Source organism: Geobacter sp. AOG2 (assembly GCF_019972295.1).
Taxonomy (GTDB): Bacteria; Desulfobacterota; Desulfuromonadia; order Geobacterales; family Pseudopelobacteraceae; genus Oryzomonas.
The window spans coordinates 3,280,548-3,297,506 of sequence record NZ_BLJA01000001.1; the positions used below are offsets into that span (position 1 = coordinate 3,280,548).

Below are 16,959 nucleotides of genomic sequence, written 5' to 3' on the forward strand. Positions count from 1 at the left end.
GTTTTTCAATAGCCTACTAATAGGAAAAATCGCATTCAAACTCTGGAGTTGTGTATGGTTACGCTGACGATTGACGGCAGGCAGATACAGGTCCCCGCAGGGACGACCATTCTGGATGCGGCCGCTGAGCTGGGGATCAAAATCCCGACGCTCTGCTGGCTGAAAAAGGTTTCCACCACCGGGGCCTGCCGAATCTGTGTGGTACAGATCGAGGGGGTCGACCGGTTTATGACCGCCTGCAATACACCGGTCAAGGACGGCATCGTTGTCACTACCATGTCGCCGCAGTTGGAGAAGGCCCGCAGGAAGACGCTGGAGTTGCTGCTGGTAAATCACCCGCTGGACTGTCCAGTCTGCGATGCGGCGGGCGAATGCGACTTGCAGGATACCTGCTACGGTCTCAAGGTGGACCGGAACGAGTATACCGCCGAGTTGGAGTCCTTGCCCATCAGTTACGATTGGCCCTTGATCGAAAACTGCGCCACCCGTTGCATCCTGTGCGAAAAGTGCGTCAAGGTCTGCCACGAGATCGTGGGGGCCGACGCCATTGAGGTCAAGAACTGCGGTGACCGCTCTCTGATCGGCACAGTGAACGGGAATCCGCTCGATTGCGACTTCTGCGGCAACTGCATTAATGCTTGCCCCACCGGCACCCTGATCAGCAAGCCGTTCAAATTTCGCGGGCGTCCTTGGACCTTCGACGTGACTAAAAGCATCTGCGCCTTCTGCTCGTCCGGTTGCCAGATCGAATACCATTCCCGCGACGGCCGCGTGGAACGGGTCACCAGCTCCGATGACGGGTTTAATCGCGGCAACCTGTGTATCAATGGCCGTTTCGGCTACGCAGCCTTCAATTCCTCCGGCAGACTGACCGTACCGCTCCTCAGGGACGGCGCCGGCAACCAGCAGAAGGCCGGCTGGGACCAGGCTCTGGGCACAGTTGCGGCTCGGCTGAAGGATATTGTCTCCGTCAGCGGCGGGGCCAGTGTGGCCGGCATTGGATCGCCCCGGGTGACCAACGAGGAAAGCTATCTCTTTCAAAAATTTCTGCGCGGTGCCGTGGGCACCAACAACGTCGATTCCGAGGCGCGCCTCGGCTATTTCCCGGCTCAACTCATCCAGTGGCGGATGCTCGGATACAGCGGTGGGACTTATACCATGGATGCCATTGAGCAGGCCTCGGCGGTCGTGATTCTGGGGAGTGACCTCAAGTCGGAATCGGCCGGTTTTGCCTACCGGATGATCCAGGCCGCCACCAAAAACGACGCCAAGGTCGTGGTAGCCGGTGCGCGTGCCACCTGGATCAACAGTTATGCCAACAGTTTTCTCCAGTACCGTCCCGGCAGCGAGGCCTGGCTGGTGACTGGTCTTAACAAGGCCATCTTGGCGGAAGGGTTTGAAAATAAGGAATTCATCGCCGCTGACACCAAGGAGTTCGCCGCGTTTACCACAGCCCTTGGCGGCATATCCTTCGATCAGATTGCCGAAGCGAGCGACGTCGGCGAGGCCGACCTGCGCGAGGCAGCCCGTCTGATTGGTACCAGTGGCCGCGTGGCCGTCATCTACGGTGCCGAGATCATACGTTCCGCCGATGCGGCAAACGCCGTGACCGGAACGGTCAACCTGGCGCTCCTGACCGGTGCAGCAGGCACGGGCGGAGCAGGAATCTATCCGCTGGACGAGAAGAACAACACCCAGGGGATGCTGGACATGGGGGTCTGCCCCGAATATCTGCCCGGCTATCACAGCTACGAGCATGCCGCCGCCCGTTTTAGCGCGGAGTGGAAGACCGCAGTTCCCGGTACGGTCGGCAAGGACCTCTTCCAGATCATCGAAGGAATAGAAAAGGGCGACATCCGGGCGCTGTACGTCATGGGAAGCGACCCGCTGCATTTCATGCCGGACCGCAACCGCATCCTGAAAGCCCTTCAGAAACTGGATCTCTTGGTGGTGCAGGACCTGTTCCTGACTGAAACCGCCCGTTTGGCCCACATCGTGCTGCCTGCCGCCGGCGGGGCGGAGAAGGCCGGTTCCTTCACCACCGTGGACAACCGGGTGCAGTGTTTCCCTCGCGCCGTGGTTCCGGCCGGTGATGCCCGAACCGATGGCGAGATCCTGATGAAGCTTTACGATCTCGTGTCGCCCGTAACCAATATTGCGGCTACGCCCGTGGAAGAGCTTCACCATGAGATCGCCCGGCTGAGTGAGCTCTACAGTGAGCAGTGCGACCATGAGGGATGTCGCATGGGGCGGGTCAAGAACCGCCTCGCCTTCAGCGATAAGCCGGCAACTTTTGTACCGTTAACGCCTGCGCCAGTAGTCCGGCGTGACGCGGCCCATCCCCTAAGCCTCATTGTCGGCCCGGCGCTGCGCCACAACGGCAGTTTCTCCACTTGGTCGGACAACAATATGGCCGTTGCCGGTGAGGCGTATGTGGAGATAGCGCCTGCGGACGCGCACAAGGCGGGGATTGTTACCGGAAACGTGGTGAAGCTCACTTCTCCCCACGGCAGCGTCATTCTCACGGCCAAAGTGCTGGAAAAGGCACAGGAGGGTACGTTGTTCGCTCCGGCCCACTTCCGTGAGGCTCAGGTGAACCTGCTGACCCATGGAGCCGGCGGTTCGGTGGGGGTCAAGCTGGAAAAGGCCTGATGACAAAGCGCCGCTTCCCGCAGCGCTTCAAGCCGTTGCAAAAATCTCAGGTTGTTCAAAAATAGTCAGATCGTCGCAACCGCAGAAGGCCATGAGGAGGCGTAGCAGCGCTACGCCGCACGAAAGGGTCTTCGAGGACGGCGGCGATATGGCTGTTTTTCAACAACCTCAAGCGCCGCCTCCTGCGGCGCTTTTTGTTTGCCTGATCCCGCGCCACGCCTGTATACTTGCCTCATGACCTGGAAGATCAGACAAAAGCTGCGCGCCCTGCTGGAGGCGGAAACCAGTCTGCACTCCGGTGCGCGGGGGCGGGGTGGGCAACTCTCGGTCTGCCTGGCCTACCCCAACTCCTACCAAACAGCCATGAGTAGCCTGGGGTTCCAGACGATCTTCGGCCTCCTGGCGGAATCCCCCGGCATTCTCTGCGAGCGGACTTTTCTGCCTGACCGAGAGGATCTGGGCGAATACCGGCGTAGCGGTACACCGCTCCTCTCCCTGGAGAGCCAGCGTCCCGTGGCGGACTTCGATGTAGTCGCCTTTTCGACCTCCTTCGAGCCGGATTACCTCCACATACCCCTCATGCTGGAGTTGGCGCGTATTCCGGTTTTAGCCGCAGAACGCTCGGATGCCAATCCCTTGGTCATGGCGGGGGGAGCGGCGTTTTTCATCAACCCGGAACCGGTGGCTGACCTGCTTGACGTGGTCTGCATCGGCGAGGGAGAAGAACTCATCCCTGCCCTGGTGTCATGCCTCATGTCGCCGCAACGGGGGGGCAGGGCCGGTCTGTTGTCCACTTTGGCGGCCCGGCCCGGCTTCTATGTGCCATACCTTTATCAACCACAGTATGATGCCGATGGCCATCCGACCGGTTTTGCCAGCGCTCCGGACGCCCCGCTGCCGGTGGCCCGTGCCTGCCCTGCGTTGGAACACCACCGCCCGGCTTCATCGCTGATCCTGACAAACAACACTGAATTCGGCGATATGTTTCTGGTGGAGGTGAGCCGGGGGTGCCCACGCGGCTGCCGTTTCTGTAGCGCGGGTTTCATCTACGGCCCCTTTCGCCAGCAGCCTTTCGAACACCTTGCGGCAGCGGTGGACAATGGACTCAAGCATCGCTCCAAGGTCGGGCTGGTGGGGGCGGCGGTCTCGGACTATCATGCTATCGGCCGACTGTGCGGTTACATCGTTGCAAAGGGGGCCAAGGTTTCGGTCTCGTCCTTGCGCATCGACCGGTTGGACGACACCATGCTGGATGCCCTGACCGCGAGCGGCCACAAAACCATCTCCCTGGCGCCGGAGGGCGGCTCTCAGCGGCTGCGGGACCTGATTCGCAAGAATCTGAGCGAGAGGCAGATCCTGGATGCCTGCGACATGCTGATCTCCCGGGACATCCTCAACCTGAAACTGTACTTCATCATCGGCCTGCCCACGGAGACGGATGGGGATCTGGATGAACTGCTCCGACTTGTGGAGGCCATCCGCGAGCGGGTGCTGGAGCGGGCGCGGGCGAATAAACGGATCGGCGAGATCTGCCTGTCGGTCAACCCCTTCATCCCCAAACCGTTTACCCCCTTCCAATGGTGTGGCATGGAACCGCTTGTCTCTCTGGAACGGAAGGTGAAGCTTTTGGAAGCGGCCGTGCGCGCCATGCCCAATGTGCGCCTCAAGGTGGAGAGCCTGCGGGAGTCGTACCTTCAGGCCCTGCTGTCCCGTGGGGACCGGCGGCTTTCGGGGATGCTGGTTGCCATGGCAACGGGGAGTTCTCTCAAAAAGGCGGCCAAGCAGTGCGGGATAGATACGGACGGGTATGTGTGTCGCGACATCCCTGAGGGTGCGATCCTCCCTTGGAGCGTTATCGGGACGGCGGACGAAGGGCTCCTGAGGAAAGAGTACGAACGAGCAATGGAGAGAAAGCCATGAAACTGTGCACTATCTGCAAAAAGGAGTTTGATGAGGCTGGCGAGCGTTCGGTATACGCCGAAGCTGGAGAGTGGTTGGCAGGAGAGGTCTGGCAGGATGAGGGGGAGTTGTGCCCGCTCTGTCTGGAAAACCGGGCCAGGTTGGTGATGATGTACTGCCCGGAGTACGCTTCCTGAAACGTTTTCCCTCTCTTTCGGTCCCGCGACGATAGTTCCTTTCTAGTCATACACCTTCATATGACAGCCGGCGCAGTGATAGGGCCCCGCATTTTGTTCACCGTGACACCCCTTGCAGTTCCTGTGCGCCCACTCCTTGCCGAAGCCTTCGATTTTGCCCGGTACTGCTTCATGACAGCTCCGGCAGGTGTGGGTCGCGGCCATGTGGGCCTTGTGCCTGAACATGACGCCGTTTTTCATGGTGATTATCTCGGGAGCAGCGCAGGCCGAACCTGTGAGCATAACCACGCTCAAAACAATAATGACGGCAGAAACCACGTTTTGGCCGATCCAATCCATATGCGTGAACCTTCGTATCGGAGCGGTGTGATAATGGGAGCCGTGGGTGCAAAAAACCCGGTTCTTCAGGAGGAACAAGAAGAAGCCGGGCAGAAGGGAAGGGAGGCATCGCTACCTCCCTTTCGCATAAAAGTTCTGGTTAATCCACGGATTTCCGCAGGAAGGTCGGGATATCGTACTGGTCTTCGTCGTCCTCGATAAAGGAAACGGCCGGTCTGATGCGGGTTGTACTCTCATTCTGCTGACGGTCGCGGATATGGGTGGGGATGTCCAGCCATTTTTTGTTGACGGTGCTCTTCTCGGTCAGCGGGGTGACGTTGTGGCGCAGGTCGCGACCCCGTTCCATGTCGAAGCGATCGCCGAAACCGGTGACGATGGCGGTTACCTTGATCTCATCCCCCAGGCTCTCGTCGATGACCACGCCGATGATGATGTTGGCGTCTTCGTGGACCTTTTCGTGGACGGTCTTGTTGACGGCGTCGAAGTCGTCCATGGTCATGCTGGCTGAGCCGGTTATGTTGACCAGAACGCCCTTGGCGCCGGAAACATCGATGTCTTCGAGCAGCGGGCTGGAGATGGCGCACTTGGCTGCTTCGACGGCCCGGTTTTCACCGCTGGCGATACCGATCCCCATCATGGCCATGCCACGCTCGCTCATGATGGACTTGACGTCGGCAAAGTCCACGTTGATGAAGCCGGAGGTGGTGATCAGGTCGGAAATGCCCTGAACCGCCTGGCGCAGGACGTCATCGGATGGTTTGAATGCATCCAGGATGCCGAGGGAGCGAGGGGCAATATTGAGGAGTCGATCATTGGGGATAATGATCAGGGAGTCCACATGCTTCTTCAGTTCGCGGATGCCCTCTTCGGCCTTTGCCATGCGCTGCTTGCCTTCACGGGAGAACGGCTTGGTGACGATGCCGACGGTCAGCGCTCCGGCTTCCTTGGCCGCCTCTGCAATGACCGGTGCTGCGCCGGTGCCGGTGCCGCCGCCCATGCCGGCGGCGATGAAGATCATGTCGGCGCCTTTGAGCATTTCGGTCATTTTTTCCCGGTCTTCAAGGGCCGCATCACGGCCGATGTTGGGGTTGGCGCCTGCTCCGAGTCCTTTGGTCAGTTGCCCGCCAAGCTGCACCTTGACTGGCGCTTTGGAATGGCGCAAGGCCTGGGCATCTGTATTGGCAACGATAAAATCCACTTTATGTATGTTATTGGCAATCATCGTGTTGACGGCATTACCGCCGCCGCCGCCCACGCCAATCACCTTGATTACGGCACTTTGTTCAATGGTTTCATCAAATTCGAACATTGTGTTTCCCCCTTAATAAATGGCAGATGCTGCTTGTCCAGTGACACTGAAATGTAACCGTAATTTCCGCAAGAATCAAAGGAAAAAACATTAAAATATTCGCAATAATGAACAGGCTTTAAATTCAGTTTGTTAGGCTCTTGAAGAGGTCGCGACTCACTTCGGGGAGATCCCGGAAGGTATCGCTGAACAGGAGGGGAACGAGAGAGAAGGCACTCGGAAGCTGCGGGCTGTAATGGTAGGCAAATGGCCATCGTAACCCCCCGATAACAAGCTGGTTCCTGTTGTGCCGAGCTAACGGCGATATATCAGAAAAACTCCCTGAACCATGTTTTCATACGCCGCACGGCGTTGCCGAAGATGCTGTCCTCCGACTTGCTGGTGGGAAATTCCCGGGCGCCGAAGTTGCGGCTACCGTAGACGATTAGTCCGACGCCGGTTGCGTAGACCGGCGAGTTGACCACGTCCACCAGGCCGCCGATCCGCTGGGGCACACCGCGGCGCACCGGCAGGTTGAAGATCTGCTCGGCCAGTTCGGGCATCCCCTCCAGGATGCTGGAACCGCCGGTGATGACCACACCCGATGCAATGGAATCCTCCAGTCCGGATTTTATAATCTCCCGATTTACCAACGTGAAGATTTCTTCCACGCGGGGGCCAAGTATTTCACACAGTACATTGCGGGACAACTCACGCGGCTTGCGGCCGCCGACGCTGGGCACCTCGATCTTGTCGTCCTTGCCCACAAGAGCCGCGAGACAGCAGCCGTACTTTTGCTTGATTTTTTCCGCCTCAGCCATTGGGGTACGCAGGCCGACGGCGATGTCGTTGGTCAGGTGGTTGCCCCCCAGAGAGAGCACCGACGTATATTTGATGGCCCCTTCGGCGAAGATGGCGATGTCGGTAGTGCCGCCGCCGATATCCACCAGACAGACCCCCAATTCCTTTTCGTCGGCCGACAGAACGGCTTCCGAGGATGCCAACTGCTCCAGCACGATGTCAGCCACATCCAGACCGGCCCGGTTGCAGGATTTGACGATATTCTGGGCACTGGCCACGGCGCCGGTGACGATGTGGACCTTGGCCTCCAGGCGTACGCCGCTCATGCCGAGGGGTTCGCGGATACCGTCTTGTTCGTCGATGATGAATTCCTGTGGCAGGATGTGGATAACCTCACGGTCCATAGGGATGGCTATGGCCTTGGCGGCGTCGATCACCCGTCGCACGTCTTCCTGGGCCACCTCCCGGTTCTTGATGGCGATCACTCCCTGAGAGTTGATCCCCTTGATGTGGCCGCCGGCGATGCCGGCATACACCGACTTTATCTCGCAGCCGGCCATCAGCTCTGCCTCGTCGATGGCCTTGCGGATAGAGGCGACCGTGCTTTCGATGTTGATTACCACGCCTTTGCGCAGGCCGCTGGACGGGCTGGTGCCGATGCCGACGATGTCGATGCCGTCCTCTGTGACATTGCCCACAATGGCACAGATTTTGGTAGTGCCGATATCGAGACCGACAATCAAATTATCTCTTTTGGTTGCTGACATGCGCCCCCCTGCCTGATATGGGAATTTTTATTAGCCCTTTTTTACCACGATCTTGTCATTGTAATCGAGATCGATGTAGTGCAACGTGGACCGTTGGGCCATTAGTTCGCGGTAGATGCGGGCAAAACGGTCCACCTTCGCGGCGAAATCGCCGGATCCGATCTTCACCGGAAGTGCGCCGGAGGAGGTAAACATGGTGAATCCATAGCCCTTATCGTAATGAATCTCCGATACATCTGCAAGGATAAATGCGCCTTTTTCGTGCAAAATCGTGAGCAGATCGCAGGTGGCCTTGAGGGCCTCCCGGGTTCCCGCCGGGTCGGTGTTCAAATCCTCTTCGTTGAAGCCGGTTACCACCGGATAGTCCAAGCGGTCGCCTTGGTTTAGTACCTTGAAAATGTTACCCTTGGTATCCAGGTAATAGATGAATCCCATGTTGACCACGGCCAGCGGTTCGCGCTCGGTTACGGCGATGGAAAGGCCGTCCGGGAGGTAGCGCCGGATCTGGACCGATTCGATCCAGGGGTTCTGCATGAGGTGTTCACCCATCAGCTTCAGGTTCATGCGCAGCAGGTCGCGACCCGGTTCAGCGCCGGCGATGGCCAGGATCTCGTCACGGGTCAGTCGGCGGGAGTTTGAAACTTCCACATTCTTGAGGCGGAAAAAGGTTGCGGAGGAAAATGCCCGGTAGATGCCGAAGAACATCGCACAGGCCAACGCCGCACCGCTCAGGCCAAGGGTAGCCTTGCCCAAGGGACGCAGGTACTTCTTCAGGTCCAGCGGTTGACGCTGGATCTTGACCTTGTTGGCCGTCACCTTTTTACGGTGGTATGGCGAGGCTGCGAAATCGCGCATCTTCAGTCTGCCTTGATTGAGAGTGTTGCCGAATCGATGATACGTGCCACCAACGCTTCAAAGGAGAGCCCGGCGCCTTTGGCGGCGATCTCCGGTAGGAGCGAGAGGGCGGTCATGCCGGGCAGGGTGTTGACCTCCAAAACATAACACTCCTCCTGTGCGGTGACGAGCAGGTCCACCCGGCTGTACCCGCTGCATCCCAGTGAACGATGGGCCGCCAGGCCGGTTTGCAGCGCCTTTTCGTACAATGCCGGGGCCAGGCGTGCCGGGAAAATGTGTTCGGCCATGCCATCGGTATACTTGGCCTCGTAATCGTAGAATTCTCCCTTTGGGACGATCTCGATGGCGCCGACGGGGCGGTCCTCCAGAATGCCGACCTGCACTTCCTGCCCCTTGATATACTGCTCTACCAGAATCTCGTTGTCGTGGCGGAAGGCCAGTTCAAGGGCCGGCACCAGCTGTTGCTCCTCCTTGACGATGGAGATCCCCACCGAAGAACCCTCCTGCACCGGCTTGACCACCAGGGGGAGGCCGAAGGGGAGTTCTGCAAGCCGTACCGTTTCGCCCCTCCGGAAATGGCGGAAGGGAGCCGTCAGGATGCCGCTGGCTGTGAAGGTCTGCTTACTGAAGAGCTTGTGCATGGCCAAAGCGCTGGCCAAGACCCCAGAACCGGTATAGGGAATTTGCATCAGCTCCAGCAGGCCTTGTATGCAGCCGTCTTCGCCATAGCGACCGTGCAGGGCGATGAAGGCCGCCCGGACCTCCTCACGTTCAAGTACAGCCGCCAGGTCGCGGCCGACGTCGATGGCCACGGCATCGTACCCCTGGGCGAGTAGAGCCCGGTGCACGGCGGTGCCGCTGTTCAGAGACACCTCCCGCTCCGCCGAGAGTCCCCCCATCAGGACGCCTATTCTTCTGCCTTTCATGGTTCCTCTCCTACGATCCTGACCTCTTCCTCAAGCTCGACGCCGGAGGTTTTGAAGACCGCATCCTTGACCCTTTTGGCCAGTTCAAGGAAGTCGGCTGCCGTTGCCCCACCCCGGTTGATCAGGAAATTGCTATGCATCTCCGACACCTGGGCTCCTCCCACAACGGCGCCGCGCAGGCCGGCCCGGTCAATCAGTCGCCAGGCGGCCTGGCCGGCAGGGTTCTTGAAAAACGACCCGGCACTGGGAAAACCCACATTGTGCTTTGAACGCCGCAGTTCCGTATCCTTGCGGATCTCCTCCTCGGTCTCCTGCGGGTCGCATTCGGTGAGCCTGAACAGGGCAGCCAGCACGATCGCCCCTACGGGCAATGTCAGATGACGATAGCCGTAATCCAGTTCCTCCCTGCGGTACTCGGTAACCGTGTCCCCCAACAGAAGGGTCAGGGATTCCAGCCGCTCCAGGACCCCCGAGCCGTAGGCACCGGCATTCATCTTGACGGCTCCCCCCACCGTGCCGGGGATGCCGGAGATGTAACCGATGCCCCCCAGGCCCCGTTCCTGGGCGAAGCGCACCAATGCCAGATTCTCCGCCCCGGCTTCAGCCCGGATCAGCCGCTCACCCACTTCATTGATCCGGTTGAAGCGCGCCAGCGAGATTACCGCTCCCCGAATGCCGCCGTCCCGCACCAGCAGGTTGTAACCCCGGCCGATGGCCATCCAGGGTGCCTGATGCTCCTTCAGACTTCGCATCAGTGTCAGCAGGTCGTCCGTGTCCTCCGGTTCTGCGTACAGGTCGGCTGTCCCTCCCACCTTGAGAGAGGTGTGCTTGCTCATGGCTTCGTCATACAGCACTTGGCCCCGTATGCTGATGTTCCCCAGGTTCAGATCATGCCTCCAGCCGCTTGACCAACGCCTCACCCTGCTGCCAGATGCTCCCGGCCCCGAGGGTTATGACGATGTCCCCTTCCTTGACGATTCCGGCCAAGTGTTCGGGGATCAACTCACGGTCAGCGATATAGGTGACGTCTTTCTGGCCATGGCGCCGGATCTCTTGGGAAAGCCGTTCGGCGTTCGCGCCTTCGATCGGCTGTTCGCCGGCGGCATACACGTCGGTCAGAACCAGCACGTCGGCGTCGTAGAAAGCAGTGACGAACTCATTGAACAGCTCGTGGGTACGGCTGTAGCGATGGGGCTGGAAGGCCGCGATGATGCGCCGTTCCGGCCACCCCTGGCGCGCCGCCGCCAGGGTCGCCTTGATCTCGGCCGGGTGGTGCCCGTAGTCGTCCACCACCATAATCCCGCGGGGTTCTCCCTTGACGGTGAAGCGTCTGCCCACCCCGCCGAAGGCGGCGAAACCCTCCTGGATGGCGGCAAACGGTATGTCCAGTTCCAGAGCCACCGCAATGCAAGCCATGGCGTTGAGCACGTTATGGGAACCGGGCATGGGAAAGGTAATCTCCCCCAGCCGGTACCCCTTGTAATGGGCCACGAAGGAGGTGCTGAAACCGTCGTGCCTGACATGGGTGGCGCGGATGTCGGCTTGGGAGGAGAGGCCATAGGTCATATAGCGCTTCTTCACCAGCGGCAGAATTTCGCGGATGTTCTTGTCATCCAGGCAGAGCACGGCCAAACCGTAGAACGGCACCTTGTTGATGAACTCCACAAAGGTGTCCTTGATCTCGTCGATGCCGCCGGAATAGTGGTCCAGATGGTCGGCATCGATATTGGTCACCACGGCGATTGTGGGCGAGAGCACCAGGAAGGAACCGTCCGATTCGTCGGCCTCGGCTACTAGAAACTGCCCCTGTCCGAGTCGGGCGTTAGTACCGATGGCGTTCAGTTTGCCACCGATGACGATGGTGGGGTCGATGCCGGCATGGCCCAGGATCGAGGCGGCCATGGAGGTGGTGGTTGTCTTGCCGTGGGTGCCGGCGATAGCGATGCCGTATTTCATGCGCATCAACTCTGCCAGCATCTCGGCCCGGGGAATGACCGGCACGTGCAGCCGCTTGGCCTCCACTACCTCGGGATTGTCGTCATGCACGGCCGAGGAGATCACAACCACATCGCTGCTTTTCAGGTTTTCGGCCTTGTGTCCGATGCCGATCTCGGCCCCCAGGGAGGCGAGGCGTTCCGTGGTGTCGGAACTGCGCAGGTCGGAACCGGACACTTTGTAGCCCAAGTTGATGAGCACCTCGGCGATGCCGCTCATGCCGATGCCGCCGATACCGACGAAGTGGATTCTTTCAATTTTTCCGTACATAATGAACACCTTTTTGCTACAGGGATATGGAGGAAAAACAAACACCTAAACCAGCCGTTTTTCGCTTTTATGTTTTCCTCTGTGTCTCCGTATCTCTTTGGCAGATTTAATGTTTTTCGATTTATAGTTTCTTCATCATCTCGTCCACGATAATTTTAGCCGCGTCCAACCGGGCCAGTCCGAAAGCTAACGCCCCGGCGCGGCGCACCGTCTCGGGGTTCTCGGCCAGCTCGTGGATGATTCCGGCCAACCGCTCCCCCGACAACTCCCGTTCCAGCAGCATGAATCCGGCCCCCTTCTTAAGGAATGCCTCCGCATTCCTGCGCTGGTGGTCATCCACCGCGTGGGGAAAGGGGATGAAGAGGCAGGCCTTGCCGCAAGCTGTCACCTCGGCGATGGTTGTGGCCCCGGCGCGGCAGATTACCAGGTTGGCTGGCTGGTATGCCGCAGCCATGTCTTGGATGAACGGCATCACGGCAGCATTAAAACCGTGCTTGCGATATGCCGCAGCCACCTCGTCCGCATCCTTTTCGCCGGTCTGGTGGGTAATCTCCAATCTTGCTGCATAGCGCTCCAGGTGGGGCAGTGCCGCGAGCATGGCCATATTGATGGCGTGGGCCCCCTGGCTGCCGCCGAAGATGAAGAGGCGAAAGGGTGCATTCTCCTCGCTGTCGCTTTGTTGAAGCGGGATAGTCGCAAGATTGGGGGGATTCTGTCCCGCCACCACGTCCAGAATCTGCCGCCGCAGCGGGTTGCCGGTCAAGAGCGTCTTATCTGTGGGGAAAAAACGGGTCGACTCGTCCAGGGTAATGAATACCCGATCGGCGAATTTTGCCAGCAAGCGGTTGGTGAGGCCGGGGATGGCGTTCTGTTCGTGGATGGAGCAGGGTATCTGCATGCCGCGGGCCGCCAGTACCATAGGCAGCGAGGCGTAGCCCCCCACGCCCAGCACCATGTCGGGGCGCCATTTTTTCAGGATTTTGCGGGATTGAGCGTAACCGTAGAGCATCATCGATAGACCCTTGACCTGGCTCAAGCCACCCTTGCCGCGAATGCCCGCCGCCGAAATCAGCTCCAACCGGTAACCTGCTGCCGGGACGGCGCGGGCCTCGATACCCCGCTCGGTACCGACGAACAGCACCTCGTTGGCCGAGTCACGAGCGAGGAATTCCTCGGCTACGGCGATGCCGGGGAAGAGGTGGCCGCCGGTGCCGCCGCCGGCAATCAGCAGTCTCATGGCTCCTCCTTCAGGTTGATGGCCGAGATTTTCAGTCCCGAGGAGATATTGAGCAGAATACCCACGGCGAACAGACTGATCAGGAGCGAACTACCGCCGTAGCTGATAAAGGGAAGCGCCAGCCCCTTGGTGGGGAGCAGGCCGGTCACGACCCCCATGTTGACCGTGGCCTCGATGCCGAACAGTACGGCGATCCCTAGGGCCAGGAAGCGGCCGAAGGTGTCGGGCGCGGCCACGGCGATGCGCATGGCGCGCTGTACCAGCAGGAAGAACATGCCGATGATCACCATAACCCCTAGAAACCCCAGCTCTTCGCCCACTACGGATAGGATGAAGTCGGTGTGGGCCTCGGGCAAATAGAACAGTTTCTGTTTTCCTTCGCCCAGTCCCTGGCCGAAGACACCCCCGGTCCCCAGGGCCAGCCAGGATTGGATGATCTGAAAGCCCTTCCCCTCCGGGTCGCTCCAAGGGTTGAGAAACGCTTCCATGCGTCCCCGATGGTAGCCCCTGCTTAATTTGTACATCAGAAACGGCATGGCCAACAGCAGCATGGAGAAGATATACACCAACCGTGTGCCGGCTGCAAAGAGCATCACCATGGCTACGAACGCCAGGGTCAGGGCACCCCCCAGGTCCGGCTGGAGTACCAGGAAGCCGATCAGGAACACGAGCACAATCATGTAGGGGATGAAACCGGCAGTCAGGGATTTGACCTTGTCCTGCTTTTTGTCCAGGGAATAGGCCATGTACATGATCAGGGCCAGCTTGGCCATCTCCGACGGTTGCAGGTTGAAGCCGGGCAGTTTGATCCAGCGTGACGAGCCGCCTGCCTTGCCGCCGATGCCCGGTATCAGCACCAGAGCGAGTAGTACCAGGCAAAGCAGGAGCCCCGGCACGGCCACCCGTTTCCATGTGTGGTAATCGACCCGCATCACTAGCAGCATGATGCCAAAACCCAAAAGGGCGAACAGCCCCTGGCGCTTGAGAAAGAAGAAGCCGTCGTGGAACCGCTTTGCAGCCATAACCGACGACGCCGAATAGACCATGACCACCCCGAAGCAGGTCAGAGCAATGGCCATCAACATGATCACGAGGTCGTATTCGTCGAGTTTCTTGAACATGTTAGAGCCTCTTCACCGCGGCAATATACCGTTCTGCCCGCTCCTCGTAGTCGCGGAACATGTCGAAGCTGGAGCAGGCCGGTGACATGAGGACGATTCCACCCGGCTCCGTGATGTGGCCCGCCAGAGTCACCGCCTCCTCCAGCGTTGTAGCCAGGCGGGTATCGGTCAGGTGCCCCAGTTCGGCCTGCATGCGGCCGGCGGCCTCGCCGATCAGGACCAGATGCCGTACCCGCTCCTTCACCAAGAGCGCCAGGGGGGTATAGGAACCTCCCTTGTCCTTGCCTCCCGCGATCAGGGTGATATTATCGAAGCTCTCCAAGGCCTTCTCCACGCTGCCCACATTGGTGGCTTTGCTGTCCTCGTAGTAGCGGACACCGTTCACCTCTGCTACGAACTCCATGCGGTGATGCAGCGCCGTGAATCCCTGCACGGCTTCGAAGCTGTCGTCCGGGCGGCAGCCCGAGAGCAGTGCACAGGCCAGGGCGGCCATAATGTTTTCCAGATTGTGTACCCCCTGGAGGCGTATGGCGTTGGTGGGGAAGCACTCTTCCCGGCCATTGTGGCGGTAGACGATTACGCCGTCCCTGTGGAATATCCCTTCCGCCAACTCCTGCCTGCGACTGAAGGGGAATAACTGTGCCTTCAGCCCTTGGGCGTATTTCCAGACCAACTCATCATCCCGGTTGACCACGGCAAAGTTCGACTCATCCTGATTTTTGAAGATGCGTAGCTTGGCGTCGATATACTCCTGATAGTCAGCATAGCGGTCCAGGTGGTCCTCGCTCAAGTTCAGGAGGACCGCCACCTGGGGACGAAAGGCGGTGATCCATTCCAGTTGGAACGAACTGATTTCCGCAACGACCTGGTCCACCAGCTCGCCCGACTCTAGCAGCTCGATCAGCGGGTTGCCGATATTCCCACCCACAAAGGTACGGTAGCCGTTGGCCTTGAAGATTTCGCCGGCCAGGGTCGTGGTGGTGGTCTTGCCGTTGGTTCCGGTGATGGCCACCAACGGTACGTCGATGAAACGCGCGGCCAGTTCGATCTCGCTGACGATCTCCCGATCAGCGGCCTTGGCCTTCACCAGCAGGGGGTGGTCCTGGGGGACGCCGGGGGAGACCACTATCAGGTCTGCGCCGGTGAAGTCACCCTCATCATGGCGTCCCAGCACTTTCCTGATATTCCAGGCCGCCAACTGTGCCAGTTGGGGAAGCAGAACCGCCTCATCGTGCATGTCGGTCACGGTGACGCGGGCACCTCTCCCGGCCAGAAAACGGGCGCAGGCCACGCCGGTTTTGGCTAGGCCGACGACGAGAATATTTTTATTGTTCAGTTCCATAGTTAAACCTTCATTTTACTACGGAGCCACAGAGGCTCGGAACAAGTCATTTTATAAGTCTATGTTCTTCTTGTCTCTTAAACGCTGATAGTAATTCGTTCATCTCAACATAAGCTATCATGTGTTCAACAGAGGGCTTTCCCGTGCATTTCTCTGCGCCTCTGTGGCTCCGTGGCAAAGTTGAATTGAATCTAGCGCATCTTCAACGTCGAGATCGCCACCAGCGCCAGGATGATGGTGATGATCCAGAAGCGCACAATGATCTTGGGTTCCGCTACCCCTTTCAACTCAAAATGGTGGTGGATCGGCGCCATGCGGAAGATGCGTTTTCCCCGGTATTTGTAGGAGCCGACCTGGAAGATGACTGACAACGCTTCGACCACGAATACACCCCCCACGATCACCAGCAGGATTTCCTGCTTGGTCAGCACGGCGATGACGCCCAGAGTGCCGCCTAGAGACAGGGAGCCCACATCGCCCATAAAGACCTCGGCCGGGTAGGAGTTGTACCAGAGAAAGCCGAGGCCGGCGCCCACCATGGCGCCGCACATGACGGCCAACTCGCCCGCCCCCGGCACCCGGGGGACCTGCAGGTAGGCCGATAGGGTGGCGTGACCGGCAATATAGGCAAAGAGCATGTAGGTGGCGGCATTGATGGCCACCGGACCGATGGCCAGGCCGTCCAGGCCATCGGTCAGGTTGACGGCATTACTGGCGCCCACAATCACGATGGTCACGAACGGGATGAAGTATATCCACAGGTCGGGGTGGAAACGTTTGAAGAAGGGGAAGTAGAGTTCCTCGTTGAAGCCCGGTTTAAGGAACAGGAACACGGCCACCGCTCCGGCCAAGAGCACCTGCCAGAACATCTTCTGGCGAGGCGAAAGCCCCTTGGTATTCTTCTCCACCACCTTCTTGTAATCGTCCACGAATCCAATCACTCCGTAGCCAATGGTGATGAACAGGGCCGCCCAGATATACTGGTTGGATAGGTCGGCCCACAAGAGTGTCGGGATGACGATGGCGGACAGGATCATCACCCCACCCATGGTGGGGGTGCCCTGTTTTTGCAGATGGGACTCCGGGCCGTCGGTACGGATCACCTGGCGGGCCTGCAGACTCTCAAGCTTGCGGATGATCCAGGGACCGAGCACGAAGCAGACCACCAGCGCCGTGATCATGGCATAGATGGTGCGGAAGGTCAGGTATCTGAATATATTGAATAATTTTACGTTGGCCGCCAACGGGTAAAAGATGTGATAGAGCATGG

General features: G+C 59.2%; 14 protein-coding genes. 3 read left to right on the forward strand and 11 right to left on the reverse strand.

The features are described 5' to 3' along the window. Positions 1 to 54 precede the first annotated feature (54 nt). The 3 genes from LDN12_RS14915 (at position 55) to LDN12_RS14925 (ending at position 4,748) form a co-directional block, all read left to right on the forward strand. The gene (locus LDN12_RS14915; RefSeq protein ID WP_223923449.1) at positions 55 to 2,652 is read left to right on the forward strand and encodes a molybdopterin-dependent oxidoreductase; all 2,598 of its coding nucleotides are present in this window, start codon (positions 55 to 57) and stop codon (positions 2,650 to 2,652) included. Positions 2,653 to 2,886: 234 nt separating this feature from the next. Next, entirely contained in the window at positions 2,887 to 4,572 is a 1,686-nt protein-coding gene (locus LDN12_RS14920) for a radical SAM protein (protein WP_223923450.1), read from the forward strand. Next, positions 4,569 to 4,748, forward strand: coding sequence for a hypothetical protein (locus tag LDN12_RS14925; RefSeq protein ID WP_223923451.1), 180 nt, complete (start codon positions 4,569 to 4,571; stop codon positions 4,746 to 4,748). Before LDN12_RS14920 ends, LDN12_RS14925 begins: the two co-directional genes overlap by 4 nt. Positions 4,749 to 4,790: 42 nt before the next feature. Here LDN12_RS14925 and LDN12_RS14930 read toward each other — a convergent pair whose 3' ends face one another. The 11 genes from LDN12_RS14930 to mraY form a co-directional block, all read right to left on the reverse strand. After that, positions 4,791 to 5,087 (reverse strand): cytochrome c3 family protein, encoded by a 297-nt coding sequence (locus LDN12_RS14930; RefSeq protein ID WP_223923452.1) that lies wholly within the window; start codon positions 5,085 to 5,087, stop codon positions 4,791 to 4,793. A 139-nt stretch (positions 5,088 to 5,226) separates the two neighbouring features. After that, positions 5,227 to 6,396 (reverse strand): cell division protein FtsZ, encoded by a 1,170-nt coding sequence (gene ftsZ, locus LDN12_RS14935; RefSeq protein WP_223923453.1) that lies wholly within the window; start codon positions 6,394 to 6,396, stop codon positions 5,227 to 5,229. Positions 6,397 to 6,704: 308 nt separating this feature from the next. Then, a complete protein-coding gene (ftsA, locus tag LDN12_RS14940) occupies positions 6,705 to 7,943 on the reverse strand; it encodes a cell division protein FtsA (protein WP_223923454.1) in 1,239 nt (412 codons plus the stop codon). A 30-nt stretch (positions 7,944 to 7,973) separates the two neighbouring features. Continuing rightward, positions 7,974 to 8,798 (reverse strand): cell division protein FtsQ/DivIB, encoded by an 825-nt coding sequence (locus tag LDN12_RS14945; RefSeq protein WP_223923455.1) that lies wholly within the window; start codon positions 8,796 to 8,798, stop codon positions 7,974 to 7,976. 2 nt (positions 8,799 to 8,800) lie between these two features. Beyond that, positions 8,801 to 9,724 carry a D-alanine--D-alanine ligase gene (locus LDN12_RS14950; protein WP_223923456.1) on the reverse strand — a complete coding sequence of 308 codons (924 nt, stop codon included), beginning with the start codon at positions 9,722 to 9,724 and terminating at the stop codon, positions 8,801 to 8,803. Next, a complete protein-coding gene (gene murB, locus LDN12_RS14955; protein WP_238482109.1) occupies positions 9,721 to 10,560 on the reverse strand; it encodes a UDP-N-acetylmuramate dehydrogenase in 840 nt (279 codons plus the stop codon). Before murB ends, LDN12_RS14950 begins: the two co-directional genes overlap by 4 nt. 52 nt (positions 10,561 to 10,612) lie before the next feature. Further along, entirely contained in the window at positions 10,613 to 11,989 is a 1,377-nt protein-coding gene (gene murC, locus LDN12_RS14960) for a UDP-N-acetylmuramate--L-alanine ligase (RefSeq protein WP_223923457.1), read from the reverse strand. 121 nt (positions 11,990 to 12,110) lie between these two features. Further along, complete coding sequence (gene murG / locus LDN12_RS14965; protein ID WP_223923458.1) at positions 12,111 to 13,226, reverse strand: undecaprenyldiphospho-muramoylpentapeptide beta-N-acetylglucosaminyltransferase; 1,116 nt, start codon at positions 13,224 to 13,226, stop codon at positions 12,111 to 12,113. Further along, complete coding sequence (gene ftsW, locus LDN12_RS14970; RefSeq protein WP_223923459.1) at positions 13,223 to 14,347, reverse strand: putative lipid II flippase FtsW; 1,125 nt, start codon at positions 14,345 to 14,347, stop codon at positions 13,223 to 13,225. Before ftsW ends, murG begins: the two co-directional genes overlap by 4 nt. 1 nt (position 14,348) lies before the next feature. Next, entirely contained in the window at positions 14,349 to 15,689 is a 1,341-nt protein-coding gene (murD, locus tag LDN12_RS14975; protein WP_223923460.1) for a UDP-N-acetylmuramoyl-L-alanine--D-glutamate ligase, read from the reverse strand. 191 nt (positions 15,690 to 15,880) lie between these two features. Next, positions 15,881 to 16,957: a phospho-N-acetylmuramoyl-pentapeptide-transferase gene (mraY, locus tag LDN12_RS14980; RefSeq protein WP_223923461.1), complete on the reverse strand. Its 1,077-nt coding sequence runs from the start codon at positions 16,955 to 16,957 to the stop codon at positions 15,881 to 15,883. Between the last annotated feature and the right edge of the window lie 2 nt (positions 16,958 to 16,959).